This is a genomic window from Pectobacterium nicotianae (genome assembly GCF_023272715.1).
In the GTDB taxonomy this organism is placed as follows: Bacteria; Pseudomonadota; Gammaproteobacteria; order Enterobacterales; family Enterobacteriaceae; genus Pectobacterium; species Pectobacterium brasiliense.
In genome coordinates this window covers 1,226,996-1,248,853 of the sequence record NZ_CP096821.1, presented here as the reverse complement: position 1 = coordinate 1,248,853, position 21,858 = coordinate 1,226,996, and the positions used below count along the sequence as shown (strand labels likewise).

The following is a 21,858-nucleotide window of genomic DNA, read 5'->3' as shown; positions in this document are numbered from 1 at the left end:
TATGGTTTATATGCGGGGAATTACGTTGCGTAAGGGAACGTTGAGTTAAATGAAGTTGCATTCAGTACAAGAGACGAATGGTTCTGATAAATCAGCTACCGGGGAGTCTATCGTCCAAGAGCCTGTTGTCCATGAGTCGACTATTGCTCATGAACCGCAGAACGTTCATGAAAATAGTGACCCTCGCAGCCGTCATGACGATCCCTTATTGGATAGTTTGCTGATCCTCTGCACCTTGCAGGGGAAATCCGTCAGTCGTACGACACTCACCGCGGGGCTCCCTTTAGCCAATCAACGGTTATCGGTAAAATTGCTCCCAAGAGCCGCTGCACGCGCGGGGTTGCAAGGACGCGTTCTCAAACGTTCTCTGAATAAAATTTCCGACATGTCGCTCCCCGCGATGTTGCTGTTACGGGAAGGACGAGCAGCGATTCTGTTAGGCTGGAACGCTGACGGCAGCGCGCGTCTGATGCCCAGTGAAACAGAAGGCGGAGAAATTTCCGTTGAGCACAATACACTGCAACAGAATTACCTCGGTCTGGTGATGTTTGCCCAACCTCGTCATCAGTTCGATCTGCAAAATCCGTCACTGATCCCCCGAACCAAATCCTGGTTCAAAGATACGCTGAAGCTTTCACGCTCACTCTATCTCGATGCCGTCCTTGCCAGTTTGCTGGTGAACATTATCGCGCTTGCCACGCCGCTGTTCGTGATGAATGTCTACGACCGCGTTGTGCCCAATCAGGCAACGGCGACATTATGGGTGCTGGCTATCGGCGTTACCGGCGCGTTTATTTTCGATTTGATACTCAAAACCCTGCGCGGCATTTGCCTCGATATGGCGGGTAAAAAAACCGACCTGATTATTTCCGCCACGTTATTTGAACGCATTACCGGTATGTCGATGAAAGCCCGACCACCGAGGGTCGGTAGCTTTGCGCAGAATATTCATGAATTTCAGTCACTCAGAGATTTCCTTTCGTCACTGACGCTGACGACGCTGATCGATTTTCCTTTTACGCTGCTTCTGCTGCTGGTTATCGGCATCATCGGTGGCCCACTGGTCTGGGTTTCCATACTCGCCTACCCTATCGCCCTGTTGGCGAGCTGGGCGATGCAAAAGCCGCTGTCCGCCACCATTGAAAAAACGATGCACCTTGCCAGTGAACGGCAGGCTACGCTGATTGAAACCTTGAGCTGTCTGGACGCGATCAAGGTCAATAATGCGGAAAGTGAACGGCAGCACCAGTGGGAACAGACCATTGGCAGCCTGAGCAAGCTGGAAATGCGGGCCAAGGCACTGTCTTCACTGGCGGTAAACCTGACGCAGTGGTTCCAACAATTTGCCGGTGTTGCCATGATTGTCGTCGGCGTCTATATGCTGATTAACGGCAAACTCAGTATGGGTGGGCTGATCGCCTGTTACATGCTGAACGGCAGAGCGCTCATGCCGTTGGGCCAGCTGTCTGGGCTGGTTAGCCGTTACCAGCAGGCACGTTTGACGATGCAAACCACCGAACAGATGATGCAGTTGCCGCAAGAACGTAGCGATAACGAACGCCCGCTGAAGCGCGAGAGCATCCGGGGTGGCATCGAATTTCGCGATGTGACGTTTAATTATCCAGAACAAAAAACCAGTTCGCTGCAAGGCATTAGCCTGACCATCGCGCCCGGCGAGAAAGTGGGCGTCATCGGCCGCAGCGGTTCAGGCAAAAGCTCGCTGCAAAAACTGATCGTAAACCTCTATCAGCCTAATACGGGCAATATTCTGATCGACGGCGTCGATGCCCGTCAGTTGGATGTCAGCGATTTACGCCACAATATCGGCTATGTTCCTCAGGATATTCAGCTATTTAGTGGCTCGCTGCGCAATAACCTGATTAGCGGTGCACGCTATGTCGAAGACGAAGCCATGTTGCGAGCCGCAGAAATTTCAGGGGTGAACGAGTTTGCTCGCCTGCACCCGGATGGCTATAACCTTCAGGTTGGTGAACGCGGCCAACAGCTTTCCGGCGGGCAGCGTCAGGCTGTCGCAATAGCCAGGGCGCTGCTGCTCGATCCACCAATTCTGGTGCTGGATGAACCCACCAGCTCGATGGATAACACCAGCGAAGATCGATTAAAACAAGCCCTGGCCCCCGTGATTGCAGAGAAAACGCTCTTACTGGTCACCCATCGGGTTTCCATGCTGGCACTGGTCGATCGTTTAGTGATTGTCGACAGAGGTAAAATCATTGCTGATGGGCCAAAAGCAATCGTGATGGATGCGTTGAAGAAGGGGCAGATCAATGCGTCTCGGTAAATATATCAAACGAATCAAACGGTATTTTGTCGGCGGAGATGAAGAGAGCCTGCAAACGATGCCAGAAGTCAGCCGAGCAATGGCCGAGGATTCGCCACGTTCTATTCGCTTCACGCTGTGGGCTATCGGTGCTTTTTTCCTGTTTTTCATCCTGTGGGCCGGGCTCGCAAATATCGATGAAGTCACTCGCGGCGATGGTAAAGCGATCCCATCTTCCCGGCTGCAAAAAATCCAAAACTTGGAAGGCGGCATTATTACGGAAGTGTTCATTCGTGAGGGACAGGTCGTCAATGCAGGCGATCCTTTGCTGCGCCTTGACGATACGCGCTTTGCCTCTAACGTCGGTGAAACCGAAGCCGACCGGCTTGCGCTGCTGTCACGAATTGAACGCCTGAACGCTGAAATCAACGGCCAAGAACTGGTGCTTTCCGAAGAAATCACGACGCAAGCGCCTAAAATCGCGGCAGGAGAAAAAGAGCTTTATAACAGCCGCCGCCAGCAGCTGCATAATGAGATATCCGGTCTGGAAGAGCAGTTAATCCAGCGCCAGCAGGAACTGCGGGATTTCTCAGCCAAGGAGATTCAGTTCCGCAACAGTCTTGGCCTGCTCCAGCAAGAAATCAAAATGTCAGAACCGCTAATCGCAGAAGGCGCGATTTCTAAAGTAGAAGTTCTACGCCTGCGCCGTGCTGAAGTTGAAACCCGTGGTCAGCTTGATTCCATCAAACTCTCCATTCCGCGGGCGGAGTCTGCGATTAAAGAGAGTGAGAATAAAATAGAAGAAACGCGCAGCCGCTATAAAAGCGAGGCGTTATCTCAGCTGAGTGAAGCACAAACCAGCCTGAACAAAATTGAAGCCACAGGTAAAGCGCTTGAAGATCGGGTAAACCGAACGCTGGTCGTCTCCCCGGTTCGCGGTATCGTGCAGCAGGTTCTGGTGAATACCATCGGGGGAGTAATTCAACCGGGTAGCGATCTGGTAGAAATTGTTCCGCTAGATGACAAACTGTTGGTAGAGGCTAAAATTCGCCCTCAGGATATTGCGTTTTTACACCCAGGTCAGGACGCTATCATAAAATTAACGGCCTACGACTACACCATCTATGGTGGCCTAAAAGGTCAATTGGAACAAATCAGCCCGGACACCGTCACTGATAAAGAAGGGAACAGCTTTTATATTATTCGCCTACGGACTGATAAGAATTATTTAGGTTCAGCCGATAAACCACTTCTCATCATTCCAGGCATGGTAGCCTCCGTGGATATAATCACGGGCAAGAAAACTATCCTCAGCTATTTGTTAAAGCCGATTATTCGGGCAAAAGCAGAAGCTCTACGAGAAAGATAATAAAAAAGGCGCTCTGTTGAGCGCCTTTTTTATTTCATTTATTAATGATCGTTCATATTGTGATAAATCTGAGTTTGACTGCGCCCCATGGCTTTAGCTTGATACATGGCGGAATCGGCATTAATTGCCAGCGTCAGAGAATCGGTGCCGTGTTCTGGATACAACGCAATACCGATACTGCACGATATATCCAGCTTTTTCCCGTTGATCTCAAAAGGTTTATTCAATGCATTATGGATTTTATCTGCAACATAGAGTGTATTATCGATTTCCTTAATACCCTGAAGCAGAATAATGAATTCATCACCACTACGGCGATAGACCGTATCCGAATCCCGAACCGCACCACGCATACGCGCAGCCGCTTCTTTTAATAGCAAATCGCCAACAGCATGCCCAAACGAGTCGTTTATCTGTTTAAATTTATCGAGATCCAGGAACATCAGCGCGATTTTTCTACCCGTTTGTTTGGATAGCAGAATCGCTTGTTCCATTTGTTCGGCAAACGTCAGGCCATTAGCCAGTGACGTTAATGAGTCATAGTGCGCTAGTTGCCGATAGTGTTCCTCGCTCCGCCTCAGCATATCAATGGCATGATATCGCTCTATGGCGATCGCAATCAGCTGCGCCGACTTCTCGATGGAGAAAATTTCCTCTTCAGTCGGGACATACACTTTACGATGATAAACGCTTAAAACCCCTAATATTTCTTTGTTCTGACCAATGATAGGTTCAGACCAGCAGGAACGCAGCCCGGCATATAATGCGAGCCCTTTATATAAAGACCAATGCGGATGCACGGAAATATCATCAGCGATTACGCGTTTTCCGGTATGGGCTGCCGTACCAAAAGAAGCCACACCATCGGCAATTTTCACGTTGTGAATGGCATTTTTATAAAAACCCGGCAAGCTCGGTGCCGATCCAAGCGTCAAACATTTCTTTTCTTTATCGACGAGCAATACAGAACAAACGATACGGCCTGGGTTTTTTTCCTCAACGCTGAAAATGATCGCATCCAGGATATCCTTCAGCGGCGCGCCGCTTGATAACAGCTCCAACGCACGATTGTATGAATTATCATGATGTTCCTGCGATTTACGCTCTGTAATATCTAACTTAATGCCGACGTACTGGGTCGTGTTACTCGCCTTATTATATATTTTAACGATATTGGCCTTTTCCCAATACAACTGCCCATCTTTACGCCGGTTAACAAACTCACCGCTCCAAACATTACCTTTATTTATGGTAGCCCACAGATCTTCATAGACGCTGGCGTTGGTCATGCCAGAGTTTAATATATTCGTTTTCTTGCCGATAACTTCATCCGGCATATAGCCAGACATGGTAATAAACTGGCGATTGACGTAAATAATTTCACAATTTTCATCTGCGATCATAATTGAGGCAGGGCTATATTCCATCGCAAAAAAAGTCATGTTGAGGAAGTCTTGTTTTTTCTGCTCAGTTTTAAACTTTTGTTTAATTTTTCTATTTTTTACAGAAGAAAACAATAACAATAGCAACAGTAGGGTTATTATAATTTCATACACAATAACACTCTCCTCAGGCCCGAGTGGTCCTGATCGTACAAATCACAACGCTGATGACGAAAAATCCCGGTAACAAGCCCCTACCCCGTAGATTTTCAGGATGAGTGCATTTCCGGAGAGCAGAAAGGATGAAAGAAAAAACGCTCCATGAAGCAGGAGTGTTTAGAAACATAGCAACGTAAGCATAAAGCCCTCGCATATGACTGTGCGCAGATAAAAACAACAAATTCAAAAGAGTATCTTAATTTAATAGGAGTAATTGTTCGGGTTATAAGCTTCTCTAATGGAATAAAAGAATATTCCTAAGGGTACATGGCGATATATTCTGAACATCAAATTTTTGTAAGCAAATCAATTATACCAATAAGTATCATTGTTTTAATCAACAAAATCTATCACAAAGTGATTTTTGATCGTTAACAGTAAACATTATATTTTTTTACCATTAAAAATCAAATAATTAAAAGAAAAAAATAAAATCATTAACGCAAGCGTCTGATTATATATGTCATAATTTGATGCAAAATCCGTAGTCCTCCTCTCTCTTGTTTTGTTGAAATTAAACACTGACATAACAAATAAAACAAGAATTAAATAACAAAAATAAAACAAAACACAGCATTATACCTTGCAAATCAGAGGGGAAAGATAGTCCGTCAGATAGGCGATATTTTGCACAACAATGAAATATTAGGAAATATAATGAATTAATATGAAGGAAAAACATGGATGGGCATACAGCGGTACTCTACTGTGTAAAGTGATAGCCTAAACAACAGGTTATCACCTAAAGTTCAAGCTTCAACGTCTCAAAATTCTCAAACGGCTGAGGGCGCGAGAGGTAGTATCCTTGGGCTGCATAAGCATGCGATGCCTGAACGATTGCCCACTCTTCCTTTGTTTCGATTCCCTCAATGACCACATAATTGCAAAAACGCGATAGCAAAGCGATTAGCGCAGGAAAAACGGTTTTCCCTTCACCACTTTGTTGCAGGAGAATGAAGAGTTCACGTGCCACTTTGATGCAATCATACTGAGCCAGCATGAGTGATGAAAAATTCGCCATGCCGCAGCCGAAATCATCCAGCCACAGTGTTTGCGCTTCCGGGAGCTTGGTTAAGATTTCTTTTGGTAGCCCTCCCTGATTTTCGACCATTTCAAAACGAATCCAGGGCATTGCCGCGATCAGACGTTTGGCTTCCAGACTATTTTGCAGCGCCAGTAGCGTCATACCATCAATATTGACAGAGGCAAAAAGATCGTCGCGAGTAAATCGAAAGCTCCACTGAGATAAAAGTTGCAGTTGTTCTACAATAATTAACAAGCGGGTTTCAACATCGATATTCGCGAAGTATTTTTCAGGAGAGATGAACTTTTGCGGCAGGGTAGGAGAAAAAACGGAAGTCAGTAACTCAATAGCCATTAATTTACCTGATGTTCGGTAAATGGGCTGAAAAGTATACCGCCGTTGGCATTGGTGCCAGTAATCAGCGCCTAATGGCTCTGCGTCTCCCTGTTGGAAAAATCCTGCCCCAACCTGATTAAGATGACCTTCCTGCTGCACTATGAGTTCCGCCATTAAACTGACACTATTAGTTATAAAATTATATCATACGGACATGCACCGTCATCGACTCTCCAGATGCAAACTTCATCGGCAACACCGATTAAATCAATGTCCATGATATTACAAAAATAAGTGGTTCAATATCACAACTAAATTTATTTAAATTGTAAATCAATAAATTAAAACCCAAGAAACACAGTCGCACTGGCTGATTCATACAGTTTAAAGGATAGGTATAAAACCAATTTAACGAACAGATGGTAATTTTACCCTGTAACCTCACTATTTATGCTGCCAATAGGTTGCATGCAGAAGGCCTCCGAAAACGCGCGAAATCGGCAGTAAACGGCCAGATAAGAAAGGGACATTGAAGGCAGGAGAAACCGATTTACCAGTATATTCGTCATCAATGACAGTTACGCGTGTTTAAACGAGCATCAACGGGTATAATCTGCGCCCTGTTTGTAAGGTAGAAGAACATCATGGCGTTACTCATCACCCATAAATGCATCAACTGTGACATGTGTGAGCCCGAGTGTCCTAATCAGGCGATTTCCATGGGCATGGACATTTATGAAATTGACACCACCCTCTGTACCGAGTGCGTAGGCCACTACGACACCCCTACGTGTCAGAAAGTCTGTCCGATCGACAACACGATCATCAAAGATCCAAACCACGTTGAAGGCAATGAGCAACTGTGGGAAAAATACGTTCTTATGCACCATGCCGACAGGATTTAAACAGCCGCTTACGGACGATCAGCTTTCGATAATCACCGTCGCACAGGCATAGCGTCTTTCGTCAGCCAGCGTCACATGGACGTGTCTGACGCCCATCTGTTCAGCCAGCTCTGCCGCTTTAGCAAAAAACCGCAGGCAAGGTTTACCCAGTTCGTCATTAAAAACTTCAAACTGGTTGAACGCGAGCCCGTTACGGATTCCGGTACCAAAGGCTTTTGCTGCCGCTTCTTTCACGGCAAAGCGCTTGGCGAGGAAACGAACAGGCTGCTGATGCTGCTGATAATGCGCCCATTCAGCATCCGTCAGAATGCGGCGAGCCAATCGCTCGCCTGAACGTTCAATCACCGCGTCAATACGGGCGATCTCGACAATATCTGTTCCGAGCCCAAGAATCGCCATCAGCGGCGCGCTTCTCGCATCAGATTCTTCATTTCGGCAACGGCATCCTTCAGACCGCTCATCACCGCACGCCCGATAATCGCATGCCCAATATTCAATTCGTGCATTTCTGGCAAGGCAGCAATCGGCAGAACGTTGTGGTACGTCAGACCGTGTCCGGCATTGACTTTAAGCCCCTTCGCCGCAGCGTAAGTCGCCGCATCACGAATGCGCTCGAACTCATGCTGGCGTGCTTCGTCATCTGGCGCATCGGCATACGCCCCGGTATGGATTTCGATATAGGGTGCACCGCTGGCTACGGCGGCATCGATTTGCCGCTTATCCGCATCAATGAAGAGTGAAACCAAGATATTAGCCTGGCTAAGTCTGGCTACTGCGTTATCGATCTTTTCCTGCTGCCCCGCGACATCCAGCCCGCCTTCGGTTGTCACTTCCTGGCGTTTTTCCGGTACCAGACAGCAAAAATGCGGCTTCACTTCACAGGCAATGTTCAGCATTTCTTCCGTAACCGCCATTTCCAGATTCATACGGGTTTGGAGCGTTTCTCTGAGGATCCGCACATCACGATCCGTGATATGGCGACGATCTTCACGCAAATGCACGGTGATGCCATCCGCCCCCGCCTGCTCAGCGACAAAAGCCGCCTGAACGGGATCGGGATACGCCGTTCCACGCGCATTACGCAGCGTTGCAATGTGATCGATGTTAACGCCAAGCAGCAGTTCAGCCATGATAAATCCTCGGTAAAGTCATGCACGATACGTGGCAGTTTACACCGATGTCACAGCGTCAGGGTACTGAGGAGGCGGGATTATTTATCAGAAGATGCGGGTTTGGACAAATTAGCAGCAGGTACAAACTGGCGAAACAGTTCACGACTTTTCAGCGGTTTTCCCCCCAGATACGGCTTTAACGCAATGCGGGTGAAACGCTTTGCCGCCTTCAGCGTGCCGACATCAGGAAACTCACGCGACGCCAGCGAGCGTAATTCATGCCCGGTAAAACTTTTATTATCAACCACCAGGCTGGCAATAAATCCCCTTTCCTCTCGATACTGATAAGTCATGGTATCGGCCACGGGCTCACCGCTACCAGCACAATGCAGGAAATCAACGCCGTATCCCAGATAGCCCAATAACGCTAATTCAAAGCGTCTCAATGCTGGCTCGGGAGAGGCATCCTGTGCAGCAAGATGTTGTAAACAGTGGAGATAATCGAAGAAAAGAGCGGAGTAATTGGTTTCATGTTCCAGCACGCGGGACAGCAGTTCGTTAACGTATAAACCGCTATAAAGCATCGAGCCAGTCAGTGGCAGCGCGAGCGAGACAGGCTCGGCGCTGCGTAATGTTTTCACTTCTCCCCGGCCACTCCAGCGCACCAGCAGCGGAGTGAAAGGCTGTAAACAGCCTTTCAGGCTAGAGCGTCGGGCACGTGCGCCTTTGGCAAGCACACGAACTCGACCATCGCTTTCGCTAAACAGATCCAGCAATAAGCTGGTTTCGCTATAAGGTCGCCCATGCAAGACAAATGCGCGCTGCCAGCCTTCCATCGGCGTGAACCTTACAGGTCTTCGCTATAACCCAGGCTGCGCAGGGCACGTTCGTCATCTGCCCAACCGGATTTCACTTTAACCCACAGCTCAAGGTGCACCTTGGCTTCGAACATCTCTTCCATATCCTGACGAGATTCGATACCAATGGTTTTAATTTTGGTACCTTTGTTGCCAATAACCATTTTCTTCTGGCCTTCACGCTCAACCAGAATCAGGCCGTTGATGTCATAACCGCCGCGCTCGTTCGTCACGAAACGCTCGATTTCAACCGTTACGGAATACGGCAATTCTTCACCCAGGAAGCGCATCAGTTTTTCACGGATAATTTCCGACGCCATAAAGCGCTGTGAGCGATCGGTGATGTAATCTTCCGGGAAGTGATGGATTGCCTGCGGTAAGTGTTTACGCACAATGCTGGCAATCGTATCGACATTCGTCCCCTTCTCAGCCGAGATTGGAACAACATCAAGGAAGTCCATCTGTTGGCTGAGGAACTGGATATGCGGCAGTAGCTTGGTTTTATCCGTGACGTTATCGACTTTATTGATCGCCAATAGCACAGGGAGTTTCTGATCGCGCAGCTTATTCAATACCATTTCGTCGTCGTCGTTCCAGTGTGTACCTTCAACAACGAAAATGATCAGCTCAACATCACCAATTGAGCTGCTGGCAGCACGGTTCATCAGGCGGTTAATCGCCCGTTTTTCTTCAATGTGCAATCCCGGCGTATCCACATAAATAGCCTGATAAGGCCCTTCCGTGTGAATACCCATGATGCGGTGCCGCGTCGTCTGGGGCTTACGTGACGTAATAGAAATCTTCTGCCCCAGTAATTGATTCAGTAACGTCGATTTACCGACGTTTGGTCGACCAACAATCGCGACAAAACCGCAGTGTGTCTGTACTTCGCTCATTCAAGCTCCAGTTTTTTCAACGCTTGTTCAGCCGCAGCCTGTTCGGCTTTACGACGGCTCGATCCTGTACCAATGACCGACTCACTAAAGCCGCTCACCTGACAGTGGATAGTAAATTCCTGATCGTGTGCTTCCCCACGAACCTGCACCACCAGATAGGTCGGTAGAGGTAAGTGGCGCCCTTGCAGAAATTCCTGCAACCGCGTTTTCGGATCTTTTTGCTTATCGCCGGGACTGATTTCATCCAGACGCGTCTGATACCAGTTCAGGATCAAACGTTCGATGGTCTGAATATCGCTGTCGAGGAAAATGCCGCCAATCAGCGCTTCGACCGTATCAGCCAGGATCGATTCTCGACGGAAACCACCGCTTTTTAATTCACCGGGACCGAGGCGTAAGCACTCCCCCAGTTCGAATTCACGCGCGATTTCCGCCAGCGTGTTTCCTCGCACCAGCGTCGCTCGCATCCGACTCATGTCCCCTTCATCAACCTTGGGAAAACGATGATACAGTGCATTAGCGATCACAAAACTCAGGATGGAGTCACCCAGGAATTCGAGTCTTTCATTATGTTTGCTGCTGGCACTACGGTGCGTCAGCGCCTGTAACAAAAGCTCGTACTGCTGAAAAGTATAGCCCAGCTTTCTTTGTAAACGATTTATCAGGATGGGATTCATGTGTTACCAATAGATCAACGATGCGTCAAAAACAGCAGCATACGGAACAGCCCTGCTTACCAATTCGGTCAAAACTGTTTCGTTTGCATTGGCTCCCCTAAGGGAGCCTGCCTTTCTGCCCGTCATACTTCGCGTTGCCTGTGTTAGCGTGGTTAAAACGCTAACGTGTTGTCCCGCAACTCGTACTACTTAGGGCATGTTCTTTCAAAAAGAGCGTTACTGAAAATATTCTACAACGGACAGCATCAGAATGCTGCCTGTATCTCATTTCGGTTAATGCTTACTTTGATTAATGCTTATTTTTGGTTAATGAATGCCACCGATGCGACTCAAACGAACGCCGGTAGGCCATTCACCTTCCTGCTTCTCAAAGCTCATCCAGATAGCAGTGGCTTTACCGACCAGATTTCTCTCTGGTACAAAGCCCCAATAGCGGCTATCCAGACTGTTGTCGCGGTTATCGCCCATCATGAAGTAGTGCCCTGCTGGGACAACCCATGTCGCAAGCTGCTGCTGCGATTGCTGGTAATAACCACCAAGCTGATCCTGCTGGCCCGGTACCAGGAGAATATTATGCGTGACATTGCCCAGTGACTCTTTACGCGTGCCCATGCGGACGCCATCCACGCTGTTGTCATTGACAGGCACTTCATAAAAACCGCTACGCGACTCCAGTCCTAGCTGGTTGAAGGTCTGAACAAAATCGCTAGGCTGTACGTTACTGTATGTGACCGCCAAGGCGGTATCACACGCCTGCTGCCCCTGACAGGATGGACGAATCGTCACCTGCTTGGTTATCGGGTTATAGCTCACGCGATCGCCCGGTACGCCAACCACGCGTTTGATGAAGTCTACTTTAGGATCGGACGGATATTTAAATACCACCACGTCGCCACGCTTCGGATGACCAGTTTCGATCAGCGTTTTTTGCGTGAAGGGTTCTTTAATACCGTAGGCAAACTTCTCCACCAGAATAAAATCACCGATCAACAGCGTCGGCATCATCGAACCCGATGGAATTTGAAACGGCTCATAAATGAAGGAGCGCACAACCAATACCAAAGCCACGACCGGGAAGACAGACGCTATCGTCTCAATCCAACCTGGTTGCTGAATCGCTTTCGATGAAACTGCGCCATCAGCCAGATCGGCGCCGCTCATCGCAGCAAATTTCTTCCGGCGAGCGGGTGCCCAGACGAAACGTTCTAAACACCAGACAATCCCCGTGACCAGCGTCACCACTGCCAGAATTACGGCAAACATATTGGCCATGCCAACTCCTCAGAATTTATTTACTGTCTTTGCCGACGTGCAGAATTGCCAGAAACGCTTCTTGCGGCAGTTCGACGTTACCGACCTGCTTCATACGTTTCTTACCGTCTTTCTGTTTCTGCAACAGTTTCTTCTTACGGCTGACGTCGCCACCATAACACTTGGCCAGTACGTTTTTACGCAATTGCTTAACCGTAGAGCGCGCAATAATGTGGTTACCAATTGCGGCCTGAATCGCGATATCAAATTGCTGACGCGGAATCAGTTCTTTCATTTTTTCGACGAACTCACGGCCACGGTATTGTGAATTATCACGGTGAGTAATCAGGGCCAATGCGTCGACACGCTCGTTGTTGATTAATACATCAACGCGCACCATGTCTGATGCCTGGAAACGCTTGAAGCCATAATCCAGCGAGGCATAACCACGAGACGTTGATTTCAGGCGATCGAAGAAATCGAGTACCACTTCGGCCATCGGGATCTCATACGTCAACGCAACCTGATTACCGTGGTACACCATGTTCGTCTGCACGCCACGCTTCTCAATACAAAGCGTAATCACGTTACCCAAATATTCCTGAGGCATCAGCATGTGACACTCGGCAATCGGCTCGCGCAGTTCCTGAATATTGTTCAGCGGCGGCAGTTTAGACGGGCTATCAACATAAATAGTTTCTTTAGCCGTCGTTTCTACTTCATACACTACCGTCGGTGCCGTAGTGATCAGTTCCAGATCGTACTCACGCTCCAGACGTTCCTGAATGATCTCCATGTGCAGCAGGCCCAGGAAGCCACAGCGGAAACCAAAGCCCAGCGCAGTAGAGCTTTCTGGCTCATAGAACAGAGAGGCATCATTGAGGCTCAGCTTGCCTAACGCGTCGCGGAATGCTTCATAGTCGTCGGAGCTAATCGGGAACAGGCCAGCGTAGACCTGCGGTTTGACTTTCTTGAAGCCCGGTAACGCTTTTTCAGCCGGATGACGCGCCAGAGTCAGCGTATCCCCTACTGGGGCACCCAAAATATCTTTGATGGCGCACACCAACCAGCCTACTTCGCCGCAGTTCAATACATCGCGGTCGATCTGCTTCGGCGTAAAAATACCGAGACGGTCGGCGTTATAAACCTGACCCGTGCTCATCACCTTAATTTTGTCGCCTTTGCGCATCGTGCCGTTTTTGATACGTACCAGTGACACAACGCCAAGGTAGTTATCAAACCAGGAGTCGATAATCAGCGCCTGCAACGGTTCATCAGGGCCGCCTTCCGGCGGCGGAATATCACGCACCAGACGCTCCAGAACATCCGGCACGCCAATCCCCGTTTTTGCAGAGCAGCGCACGGCGTCGGTGGCATCAATACCGACGATGTCTTCAATTTCCTGAGCAACACGATCCGGATCGGCAGCAGGCAGGTCGATCTTATTCAGAACCGGCACCACTTCCAGATTCATATCCAGCGCGGTATAGCAGTTAGCCAGCGTTTGAGCTTCAACACCCTGCCCAGCGTCAACGACAAGCAGCGCGCCTTCACAGGCGGCGAGCGAACGGGAAACCTCATAAGAGAAGTCAACGTGCCCAGGTGTATCGATGAAGTTTAACTGGTAGGTTTGGCCGTCCTGCGCTTTATAATCCAGCGTGACGCTTTGCGCTTTAATCGTTATTCCGCGTTCACGTTCCAGATCCATGGAATCCAGAACCTGCGCCGCCATTTCACGCTCGGTTAAACCGCCGCAAATCTGGATAATACGGTCAGATAACGTTGATTTACCGTGGTCGATATGGGCAATAATGGAGAAATTTCGTATATGCTTCATTATAAAAATTTTTCTACCTTGATATTCCTGAAATTCTTGCCGATGGGCATGCGCATAGGTGAAAACAGCAGCGATGTTATTCCACCTGAATCGCAGTATTCTACATGCGAGAGGCGTGAAAACCTAGTCATGTCCGGTGCATTCCCCTTGATTATGACGGTTTTATTTGGAATAGCAGAACAACAAGAGGAAAGCAGGAAGTAAAGTGTCATTACGTGGCAAACATCGTGTCGAAAGATAACAAATAAGTCAGCAATGTTTCCGCACCACGCGCCGTTTACGCTCCGGTAAACAGGTCAATTTTGTAAGAGCGTGCCCGGCAGTGCGATTTGCAGGATAACGGGCTCATAACGCTTATTCTTACCCAACTGCTTCGCCCAGCGCTTCACGCCAATAAACGCCATGCCACCGCCCAGCAGCGCGCCAATAACAGCAGCCAGATCTGTGCCGAATAACGTTTGGCAAATCGCCGCGCCGAGCAGCAGCCCAACCAGCGGAACGAAATAAACCAAAGCCGCGGAAAACAGCAGCCGCCCCTCAGAAATGCCCAATTCCACTTTTTGTCCCACTTCTAAAGGCCGATCGTAAGGAACGAACAGCGTGTTTTCAGCAGAAAGCCCAAGCTGACTTAATAAACCCGTTCCACACGACGAGCGGGACTTACAGGTGCCGCAGCCCGAACTTGGCTCACACCGCAGCTCTGCGATGCCATCCTGCCATGACACTACCGTTGCCCACTCTTTAATCACGGTTGCGCCTTCAAAATAATGCTGTCAGCCACGCGTTTAGCCGTAGAAGGAGGAATATCGCCGACGACGGTAATCTCTCGGTTGCCTTTCATGACAGTGTGAATAGAGCGTCGCCCCGTGAGCACAGATTGTTCCTCGCTCACGTCAGAAGACGGGCTAATGTTAATCGAAAAGCTGAATAAACCATCGCTATACAGACGTGTTTCAATCGGAATGGACGAACCTGGCAACACCTTTTTGTTGTGCGACAGCTCTCTCATCCCGGCAGGTAGCCATTCCGGCACCCAGGTAAAATCACCTTTTTCCGCAGCAGGCGTGGGTAGCGCAGGAGGAAGTTTGATACCTTCCAGCGGACGCATCACGCTCACCACATCATCGTCAACAATCAGGGATGTCGTTAAGAATTGCTCCAGCCGTTTGTCGCCATTGCGATCCTGTAAATCAATGCGCAGTGGAAGTTTCGAGTCCGCATCAATCCACACCGTATAGCTGTAGCGTGTGCCATCGCGTGAGATGACCCGAATGCCTGATGCCAGACGATCGGCAATGCGCACCCGCCCATCAGCAGGAACAAAATCATAATAGGGCGAGAGTTTCTGGAAATCAGCGAATACCAGAGCAGGGAGAGAGTCAACGATATGGTCGCTAGTGAGCGTAAATGGCTCAAAACCAGGATCGAAATAGCTGACTTCATTACCACGCTGCACGATCTCGCGTCGCGGCCCGTCCATAAACAGCAACTGTGCTAAGGCACGGTCATTCACCACAGCATGGCGATACCGTACCGACTCGAACCCTTGCAGGGTAATGTTAATAAAGGAAATTTCGTAATTCAGAGAACGAATAGCGCCATTCATCTGTTGCAGCAACGCGCCCGGCTCAACATTCTGAGCCGGGGCGAAAGTAGAATAAAACAGACTGCCAATCAGAAAACAGGCGGCGGACCAAACACGCTTCATTACCGGGGCTGTGTTCCTAATGATTGAGTACCGGGAACCTGAATTGCCGCTTGCTGATCGTCCTGCGGCAGAGCGTGCTCGGCATGCAGCCGGCGCTGTAATTCGTAGTCCTGCAAAATGGCGTTAAGGCGATTGCGCTGCATATCGGATTTCTGTTGACCGCTGTTAGGGGCAACATTTTCTGACGGCACGCCCAGACTCACTGGAGAGGCAGTGCCCATAGCGGGTAAGGTGCTGAACACGCCGGATTCCACAACCTGTTCGGCAGCATTACCCTGCTGGTAATTTTGTACGCCGACAATCACCGCTAAAGAGACGCAGGCGGCCACACCGACTTGTGTCAGCTGGCTGCCCCACGGGCGGATTTTGTGCCAGAAAGGCATCTTCGTCCACTCGACAGGTTGTGGCTGAGATTCAGGCTGCGCTTGTGGAACCAGACGAACAGGTTCTTTTTCGATTGCAGCGGCAACACGAGAAGCGATGTCTAGGTGAATCACGTTTTCACTCACATCACCACGCATCACATCACGAATCAGATGATAACTTTGCCAACTTTGCTGCAACGCGTCATCCCGTGACAATGCGCCTAACAGTTCGGAATCAACTGCTTCGCCATCCATTAAAGCGGAAAGTTTCTCTTTCTGCATACCGACACCCTTACCTTGTCAAATCCATCATTAGTCATGCGGATAGCTGAAAACGCTCGCTAGCGCTGAATAAGCGGTTGTACTTTATTATCAATCGCTTCCCGCGCCCGGAAAATACGAGAACGAACAGTGCCGACGGGACAATCCATAATCACGGCGATCTCTTCGTAGCTTAAACCGTCCAACTCACGCAGCGTAATCGCTAAACGTAAATCTTCCGGTAAAGACTCAATAGTTCGGAAAACGATGCTTCGTAATTCCTCTGACAACATTAAATTCTCAGGGTTCGATATTTCTTTCAGTGCACCCGCATTTTCATAGTTTTCCGCATCATTGGCATCAATGTCGCTGGAAGGCGGGCGGCGTCCCTGAGCTACCAGATAATTCTTGGCCGTATTCACTGCGATACGATACAGCCACGTATAGAACGCGCTATCGCCGCGGAATGACTCTAACGCGCGATAGGCTTTAATAAACGATTCCTGTACCACGTCCGGCACGTCCCCTTGGGGAACATACCGTGATACCAGGCTCGCTACCTTATGCTGATAACGAACGACCAACAAGTTAAACGATTTTTGATCGCCTTTTTGGACTCGCTCGACCAGAACCTGATCTGCCAGTTGCTCGCTCATCCGAGGTAATCTCTACTCAAACCGTTCTCCACACGTAAAATAGTACTGCCAGCTATATAAGTCATATTTAGAGCAAGCTCCTCATTAGAACCAAGACATCCAATAAAGTTCCGAGTCATCATTTTTCTTTTGCTTAGCGCCGTTACTCGTCTTTGCGATGCGTATCATCACACATTTTCTTCATCAAAAATGGTCTTCATCTGAGGCTCTACGCTTCTCCGAGGATGATACGATAAATCTGGGGTATGCGCACGATTCAGCACGCCCTACTCTTCGCTTATTTATAGCGTAGAAATGGGGCTAAAAACCAATGCAGCAATCAACCATTGGGTGCTACCATCGGATTTCCTCTTCTTTTTGCACCCACGACACGACCATGCAAACGACCACTGAATACGTCTGTGATGTTTTAATCATTGGCAGCGGTGCTGCCGGGCTTTCACTGGCGCTGCGTCTGGCTTCACAAGCCAACGTGACGGTATTAAGCAAAGGCCCACTCAACGAAGGCGCAACGTTTTATGCTCAGGGCGGTATCGCCGCCGTTTTCGATGAAACGGACACGATTGACTCCCATATCGAAGATACCCTGATCGCTGGCGATGGCCTGTGTGAACGGGAAGCCGTTGAGTTTATCGCCAGCAATGCCAAACACTGCGTTCAATGGCTGATCGAACAAGGCGTGCTGTTCGATACCGAAACCAGCACTAGCGGCGAAGAACGTTACCATCTCACGCGTGAAGGCGGGCACAGCCATCGTCGAATTCTGCATGCCGCGGATGCAACGGGCAAAGAAGTGGAAAACACGCTGGTGCAGAAAGCGCTATCTCATCCGAATATTCGGATTATGGAACGCTGCAACGCCGTCGATTTAATTACCTCGAATAAGCTGGGTCTGCCCGGCACACGCCGCATTGTCGGTGCTTATATATGGAACCGTGAACGGGAACGCGTAGAATCCTGCCGAGCGAAAACGGTGGTTCTGGCGACCGGCGGCGCATCCAAAGTGTATCAATACACCACGAACCCCGATATTTCCTCTGGTGATGGCATCGCCATGGCCTGGCGTGCGGGTTGCCGCGTGGCAAATCTGGAGTTCAATCAGTTTCACCCGACCTGTCTGTTCCACCCGCAGGCACGAAATTTCCTGCTAACGGAAGCGCTGCGCGGTGAAGGCGCGTACCTTAAACGTCCTGACGGCACACGCTTTATGCCCGATTTCGATGCCAGAGGCGAACTGGCACCGCGCGACGTCGTCGCCCGGGCGATTGACCATGAGATGAAACGGCTTGGCGCAGACTGCATGTATCTGGATATTAGCCACAAGCCCGAAGCATTCATCAAACAGCACTTCCCCACTATCGATGAAAAACTACAGTCTCTTGGCATCGATCTGACGCGTGAGCCGATACCGATCGTGCCCGCAGCACACTACACGTGCGGCGGCGTGCTGGTCGATCAGCATGGTCGCACCGATCTTGACGGCCTGTATGCGATTGGCGAAGTCAGCTACACCGGATTGCATGGCGCAAACCGCATGGCATCCAACTCATTACTTGAGTGTCTGGTTTACGGCTGGTCAGCCGCTGAGGATATTTTGCAGCGCTTACCGCAAATCAAAGCAGTGAAAAAGTTACCAGATTGGGATGAAAGCCAGGTCGACAACTCCGACGAACAAGTGGTGATCCAGCATAACTGGCACGAGCTGCGCCTTTTTATGTGGGACTACGTAGGGATCGTGCGGACGACTAAACGACTGGAGCGGGCACAACGTCGCATCCAACTGCTTCAGCAGGAAATCAATGAGTACTACGCCCACTTCCGTATCTCCAACAATTTGCTGGAACTGCGTAATCTGGTGCAGGTTGCCGAACTCATCGTCCGCTGTGCGCTGGAAAGAAAAGAAAGCCGCGGACTACATTACACACTGGACTACCCAGAGCAGTTCGACACCCCAACCCCCACCATTCTGGTGCCGTAACGCATAGAGAAATCGTTCGCTCAGAAAAGGCAGACGCCGCTACAAGGCGTCTGCCATCTACATAAAGAGATAAAAATCTTTTGTCAGCCGTTGGAAATCCGTCGAGTAGCGCCTTTCTGCATCACGAATGACCAGTGAGGAATTCGCACATTCTCTTTCCTGACGAGACAGCGCCAGCAAAACGCGATGCGTAGGTTTCTCTTCCTGCTCCGATACGTGAAGCTGCTGGTGAACGTGCCAATTGTGCTGCTGCGCCAGCGAAATAAAATGCTCAGCCACCTGAACCGGCAGCACCACGCAGAAAAGCCCTTCAGGCATCAGCAGTTGATGAGCACAGCGCAACAGCGCTTCGTGGGTTAACAACGTGGTATAGCGAGCCAGATCGCGCTGAGCCGACCCGCACGCGATCCCCGGCGGAAAATAAGGCGGGTTACTGATAATCAACGAATAGGTGGCGGCTCGCGTCTCAGCAAAACTGACGATATCCTCAGCATACACAGTGATTCTGTCAGCCCATGGCGAGGCAGCAACGTTTTCTTTCGCCTGATCGCTGGCGGCGCTATCCAGTTCGACGGCATCAATCGGAACATGGGGTTCAGAACGTTGCGCCAGCATCAGCGCGAGAAGGCCGGATCCGCTGCCAATATCCAGAATCCGTGTGGCTGAAGACACCGGCGTCCAGGCACCCAGCAAAATGCCGTCGGTTCCCACCTTCATGGCACAACGATCGTGCGCCACAAAGAATTGCTTGAAGGTAAATCCATCCCGACGCAGTGTCAGTTTATTATCAGCCTGATGACTCATGAAAATAAGATTCCAAACGCAAACCGCAGTAGCATAGGTGAAACATCAGTACAGGAAAAGTGCCGATGTCTGCTTAAACAGGTGAAGAAACCGGCCAATCCGTCTATAATCGGCGCCCCAAATAGAGGTAGACCATGACTGTAACCAATTTTTCCGAGCTTGATCTTGATGAAAGCCTGTTAGACGCCCTGCGCGACATGGGCTACGAGCGCCCGACCGTGATTCAAGCTGAGGCGATCCCTCCGGCGATGGAAGGCCGCGACGTACTGGGCTCCGCGCCAACAGGAACAGGTAAAACCGCCGCCTATCTGCTGCCGGTTTTGCAGCATCTTATCGATTTCCCTCGTAAAAAATCGGGTCCACCTCGTATTCTGATCCTCACGCCAACCCGTGAACTCGCCATGCAGGTAGCCGATCAGGCGCGAGCGTTTGCAGCGCATACGCACCTGGATATCGCCACGATCACCGGCGGCGTGGCCTACATGAACCACGCAGAAGTCTTCAGTGAAAATCAGGATATCGTCGTCGCGACGACGGGCCGTCTGCTGCAATACATTAAAGAAGAAAACTTCGATTGCCGCGCGGTAGAAACACTGATTCTGGATGAAGCAGACAGAATGCTGGATATGGGCTTCGCTCAGGATATTGAACACATCGCCGGAGAAACCCGCTGGCGCAAGCAAACAATGCTGTTTTCTGCGACGCTGGAAGGGGACGCGATCAAAGATTTCGCCGAGCGCTTGCTCAACGAACCTGTTGAAATCGAATCCGACCCATCGCGTCGGGAACGTAAAAAAATTCTGCAATGGTATTACCGCGCTGACGATCTCAAACACAAAACGGCGCTGCTCTGCCACCAGTTAAAACAGCCGGATGTGACGCGTTCTATCGTTTTTGTACGCAAGCGTGAGCGTGTGCATGAGCTGGTTGCCTGGCTACGTGAAGCGGGCATTAACTCCTGCTATCTCGAAGGCGAAATGGTGCAGGCCAAACGTAATGAGGCGATCAAACGTCTGAGCGACGGGCGTGTCAACGTGCTGGTGGCAACCGATATCGCCGCGCGCGGTATTGATATTGACGATGTCAGCCACGTATTTAACTTTGACTTGCCGCGCACAGCTGATACTTACCTTCACCGTATCGGCCGTACTGGCCGCGCCGGTCGTAAAGGCTGTGCTATCTCTTTTGTCGAAGCGCACGATCACCTGCTGCTGGGAAAAATCAGCCGCTACCTGAATGAGCCGCTAAAACCACGCGTCATTGAGGAACTTCGCCCGGCGACTAAAGCGCCAAGCGCCAAAACGACGGGCAAACCGTCGAAAAAAGTGCTCGCCAAGCGGAAAGAGAAAAAAGAGAAGGAAAAAGAAAAAGTTAAAGTGAAGGTTCGCGATCGCGACAGTAAAAATGTTGGTAAGCGTCGTCAACCAACGCAGAAAACCGACGAATCCTCTGCCGAGTAAAATCTCGATAAAATAGAGACATAAAAAAAGGGAGCTTCGGCTCCCTTTTTGTTAAGGCTTGAGTAACAACTTACAGGCTTGCGGTAAAAGTACGAGCGATAACGTCGCGCTGCTGCTCTGGCGTCAGTGAGTTGAAACGCACAGCGTAGCCAGATACGCGGATAGTCAGCTGCGGATAGTTTTCCGGATGCTTAACGGCATCTTCCAGCGTCTCACGGCGCAGAACGTTTACGTTCAGGTGCTGACCGCCTTCCACACGCACTTCAGGTTTGATTTCCAGCGGAATTTCACGATACTCGATCTGACCCAGATCGCTCACCGGAACGATTTGATCTTCGCTATAACCCGATTTAGCACACACGCAACGCGCCTGTGATTTTTCTTCATCCAGCAACCAGAAAGAATTGATCAGCGCGCTGTCGTTAGCCTTGGTGATTTGAATACCAGTAACCATAATTGCCTCCGTAAAACGGCGTGTTA

21 protein-coding genes are annotated in these 21,858 nt (G+C 49.8%); 6 read left to right on the top strand and 15 right to left on the bottom strand.

Annotation, left to right across the window (positions count from 1 at the left end; translation table 11 throughout):
* Positions 1-49 precede the first annotated feature (49 nt).
* Positions 50-2,302 (top strand): type I secretion system permease/ATPase, encoded by a 2,253-nt coding sequence (locus tag MYB54_RS05560; protein ID WP_248721619.1) that lies wholly within the window; start codon positions 50-52, stop codon positions 2,300-2,302.
* On the top strand, positions 2,289-3,650 hold the full coding sequence (locus tag MYB54_RS05555; protein ID WP_014916243.1) for an HlyD family type I secretion periplasmic adaptor subunit: 1,362 nt from the start codon (positions 2,289-2,291) through the stop codon (positions 3,648-3,650). The genes MYB54_RS05560 and MYB54_RS05555 overlap by 14 nt, the downstream gene beginning before the upstream one ends.
* A 41-nt stretch (positions 3,651-3,691) precedes the next feature.
* Here the strand turns inward: MYB54_RS05555 and MYB54_RS05550 are convergent, their stop codons facing one another.
* Both MYB54_RS05550 and pdeH read right to left on the bottom strand, forming a co-directional pair.
* Entirely contained in the window at positions 3,692-5,206 is a 1,515-nt protein-coding gene (locus MYB54_RS05550) for a sensor domain-containing protein (protein WP_014916244.1), read from the bottom strand.
* A 787-nt stretch (positions 5,207-5,993) separates the two neighbouring features.
* The gene (gene pdeH, locus MYB54_RS05545) at positions 5,994-6,785 is read right to left on the bottom strand and encodes a cyclic-guanylate-specific phosphodiesterase (protein WP_139294560.1); all 792 of its coding nucleotides are present in this window, start codon (positions 6,783-6,785) and stop codon (positions 5,994-5,996) included.
* 470 nt (positions 6,786-7,255) lie between these two features.
* Between pdeH and MYB54_RS05540 the strand changes: the two genes are divergently transcribed.
* A complete protein-coding gene (locus MYB54_RS05540; RefSeq protein WP_010280453.1) occupies positions 7,256-7,516 on the top strand; it encodes a YfhL family 4Fe-4S dicluster ferredoxin in 261 nt (86 codons plus the stop codon).
* Between the two features lie 18 nt (positions 7,517-7,534).
* Here MYB54_RS05540 and acpS read toward each other — a convergent pair whose 3' ends face one another.
* The 7 genes from acpS to lepA form a co-directional block, all read right to left on the bottom strand.
* The gene (acpS, locus tag MYB54_RS05535) at positions 7,535-7,915 is read right to left on the bottom strand and encodes a holo-ACP synthase (RefSeq protein ID WP_014916247.1); all 381 of its coding nucleotides are present in this window, start codon (positions 7,913-7,915) and stop codon (positions 7,535-7,537) included.
* Complete coding sequence (gene pdxJ, locus MYB54_RS05530) at positions 7,915-8,646, bottom strand: pyridoxine 5'-phosphate synthase (protein ID WP_014916248.1); 732 nt, start codon at positions 8,644-8,646, stop codon at positions 7,915-7,917. The genes acpS and pdxJ overlap by 1 nt, the downstream gene beginning before the upstream one ends.
* Before the next feature lie 80 nt (positions 8,647-8,726).
* Complete coding sequence (gene recO, locus MYB54_RS05525) at positions 8,727-9,464, bottom strand: DNA repair protein RecO (RefSeq protein WP_010280459.1); 738 nt, start codon at positions 9,462-9,464, stop codon at positions 8,727-8,729.
* An 11-nt stretch (positions 9,465-9,475) separates the two neighbouring features.
* Positions 9,476-10,381 carry a GTPase Era gene (gene era, locus MYB54_RS05520; RefSeq protein ID WP_248721618.1) on the bottom strand — a complete coding sequence of 302 codons (906 nt, stop codon included), beginning with the start codon at positions 10,379-10,381 and terminating at the stop codon, positions 9,476-9,478.
* A complete protein-coding gene (gene rnc, locus MYB54_RS05515; RefSeq protein WP_010280465.1) occupies positions 10,378-11,058 on the bottom strand; it encodes a ribonuclease III in 681 nt (226 codons plus the stop codon). The genes era and rnc overlap by 4 nt, the downstream gene beginning before the upstream one ends.
* Before the next feature lie 306 nt (positions 11,059-11,364).
* On the bottom strand, positions 11,365-12,330 hold the full coding sequence (gene lepB / locus MYB54_RS05510; RefSeq protein WP_248721617.1) for a signal peptidase I: 966 nt from the start codon (positions 12,328-12,330) through the stop codon (positions 11,365-11,367).
* A 16-nt stretch (positions 12,331-12,346) separates the two neighbouring features.
* Positions 12,347-14,146 (bottom strand): translation elongation factor 4, encoded by a 1,800-nt coding sequence (lepA, locus tag MYB54_RS05505; RefSeq protein ID WP_039511729.1) that lies wholly within the window; start codon positions 14,144-14,146, stop codon positions 12,347-12,349.
* On the opposite strand from lepA, the gene MYB54_RS05500 reads away from it, so the two are divergent.
* Positions 14,138-14,350: a hypothetical protein gene (locus MYB54_RS05500; RefSeq protein WP_248721616.1), complete on the top strand. Its 213-nt coding sequence runs from the start codon at positions 14,138-14,140 to the stop codon at positions 14,348-14,350. The two genes, lepA and MYB54_RS05500, sit on opposite strands and share 9 nt — an antisense overlap.
* A 92-nt stretch (positions 14,351-14,442) precedes the next feature.
* Here MYB54_RS05500 and rseC read toward each other — a convergent pair whose 3' ends face one another.
* The 4 genes from rseC to rpoE are packed head-to-tail and all read right to left on the bottom strand — an operon-like array spanning position 14,443 to position 17,136.
* Positions 14,443-14,895, bottom strand: a complete 453-nt coding sequence (gene rseC, locus MYB54_RS05495; protein ID WP_248721615.1) for a SoxR-reducing system protein RseC — start codon at positions 14,893-14,895, stop codon at positions 14,443-14,445.
* Positions 14,892-15,854, bottom strand: a complete 963-nt coding sequence (gene rseB, locus MYB54_RS05490; protein ID WP_205544703.1) for a sigma-E factor regulatory protein RseB — start codon at positions 15,852-15,854, stop codon at positions 14,892-14,894. The genes rseC and rseB overlap by 4 nt, the downstream gene beginning before the upstream one ends.
* Positions 15,854-16,501, bottom strand: coding sequence for an anti-sigma-E factor RseA (gene rseA, locus MYB54_RS05485; RefSeq protein ID WP_039463620.1), 648 nt, complete (start codon positions 16,499-16,501; stop codon positions 15,854-15,856). Before rseA ends, rseB begins: the two co-directional genes overlap by 1 nt.
* 59 nt (positions 16,502-16,560) lie before the next feature.
* Positions 16,561-17,136 (bottom strand): RNA polymerase sigma factor RpoE, encoded by a 576-nt coding sequence (gene rpoE / locus MYB54_RS05480; RefSeq protein ID WP_005973561.1) that lies wholly within the window; start codon positions 17,134-17,136, stop codon positions 16,561-16,563.
* Positions 17,137-17,512: 376 nt separating this feature from the next.
* Here rpoE and nadB point away from each other — a divergent pair, with 376 nt between their 5' ends.
* Positions 17,513-19,114, top strand: coding sequence for an L-aspartate oxidase (gene nadB, locus MYB54_RS05475; protein WP_014916253.1), 1,602 nt, complete (start codon positions 17,513-17,515; stop codon positions 19,112-19,114).
* 57 nt (positions 19,115-19,171) lie between these two features.
* Here the strand turns inward: nadB and trmN are convergent, their stop codons facing one another.
* On the bottom strand, positions 19,172-19,918 hold the full coding sequence (gene trmN / locus MYB54_RS05470) for a tRNA(1)(Val) (adenine(37)-N(6))-methyltransferase TrmN (RefSeq protein WP_248721614.1): 747 nt from the start codon (positions 19,916-19,918) through the stop codon (positions 19,172-19,174).
* Between the two features lie 134 nt (positions 19,919-20,052).
* Here trmN and srmB point away from each other — a divergent pair, with 134 nt between their 5' ends.
* Positions 20,053-21,378, top strand: a complete 1,326-nt coding sequence (gene srmB, locus MYB54_RS05465; protein ID WP_248721613.1) for an ATP-dependent RNA helicase SrmB — start codon at positions 20,053-20,055, stop codon at positions 21,376-21,378.
* 70 nt (positions 21,379-21,448) lie between these two features.
* Here the strand turns inward: srmB and grcA are convergent, their stop codons facing one another.
* A complete protein-coding gene (grcA, locus tag MYB54_RS05460; RefSeq protein WP_005973551.1) occupies positions 21,449-21,832 on the bottom strand; it encodes an autonomous glycyl radical cofactor GrcA in 384 nt (127 codons plus the stop codon).
* Positions 21,833-21,858: the final 26 nt, after the last annotated feature.

Bases quoted from the DNA above. Each gene is read 5' to 3' on its own strand.
- MYB54_RS05540 (WP_010280453.1), top strand. From the start codon at position 7,256: ATGGCGTTACTCATCACCCATAAATGCATCAACTGTGACATGTGTGAG.
- lepB (WP_248721617.1), bottom strand. From the start codon at position 12,330: ATGGCCAATATGTTTGCCGTAATTCTGGCAGTGGTGACGCTGGTCACG.
- MYB54_RS05555 (WP_014916243.1), top strand. From the start codon at position 2,289: ATGCGTCTCGGTAAATATATCAAACGAATCAAACGGTATTTTGTCGGC.
- pdxJ (WP_014916248.1), bottom strand. From the start codon at position 8,646: ATGGCTGAACTGCTGCTTGGCGTTAACATCGATCACATTGCAACGCTG.
- era (WP_248721618.1), bottom strand. From the start codon at position 10,381: ATGAGCGAAGTACAGACACACTGCGGTTTTGTCGCGATTGTTGGTCGA.
- rnc (WP_010280465.1), bottom strand. From the start codon at position 11,058: ATGAATCCCATCCTGATAAATCGTTTACAAAGAAAGCTGGGCTATACT.
- trmN (WP_248721614.1), bottom strand. From the start codon at position 19,918: ATGAGTCATCAGGCTGATAATAAACTGACACTGCGTCGGGATGGATTT.
- acpS (WP_014916247.1), bottom strand. From the start codon at position 7,915: ATGGCGATTCTTGGGCTCGGAACAGATATTGTCGAGATCGCCCGTATT.
- rseB (WP_205544703.1), bottom strand. From the start codon at position 15,854: ATGAAGCGTGTTTGGTCCGCCGCCTGTTTTCTGATTGGCAGTCTGTTT.
- grcA (WP_005973551.1), bottom strand. From the start codon at position 21,832: ATGGTTACTGGTATTCAAATCACCAAGGCTAACGACAGCGCGCTGATC.
- MYB54_RS05560 (WP_248721619.1), top strand. From the start codon at position 50: ATGAAGTTGCATTCAGTACAAGAGACGAATGGTTCTGATAAATCAGCT.
- MYB54_RS05500 (WP_248721616.1), top strand. From the start codon at position 14,138: ATGCTTCATTATAAAAATTTTTCTACCTTGATATTCCTGAAATTCTTG.
- pdeH (WP_139294560.1), bottom strand. From the start codon at position 6,785: ATGGCGGAACTCATAGTGCAGCAGGAAGGTCATCTTAATCAGGTTGGG.
- nadB (WP_014916253.1), top strand. From the start codon at position 17,513: ATGCAAACGACCACTGAATACGTCTGTGATGTTTTAATCATTGGCAGC.
- recO (WP_010280459.1), bottom strand. From the start codon at position 9,464: ATGGAAGGCTGGCAGCGCGCATTTGTCTTGCATGGGCGACCTTATAGC.
- rseA (WP_039463620.1), bottom strand. From the start codon at position 16,501: ATGCAGAAAGAGAAACTTTCCGCTTTAATGGATGGCGAAGCAGTTGAT.
- srmB (WP_248721613.1), top strand. From the start codon at position 20,053: ATGACTGTAACCAATTTTTCCGAGCTTGATCTTGATGAAAGCCTGTTA.
- lepA (WP_039511729.1), bottom strand. From the start codon at position 14,146: ATGAAGCATATACGAAATTTCTCCATTATTGCCCATATCGACCACGGT.
- rpoE (WP_005973561.1), bottom strand. From the start codon at position 17,136: ATGAGCGAGCAACTGGCAGATCAGGTTCTGGTCGAGCGAGTCCAAAAA.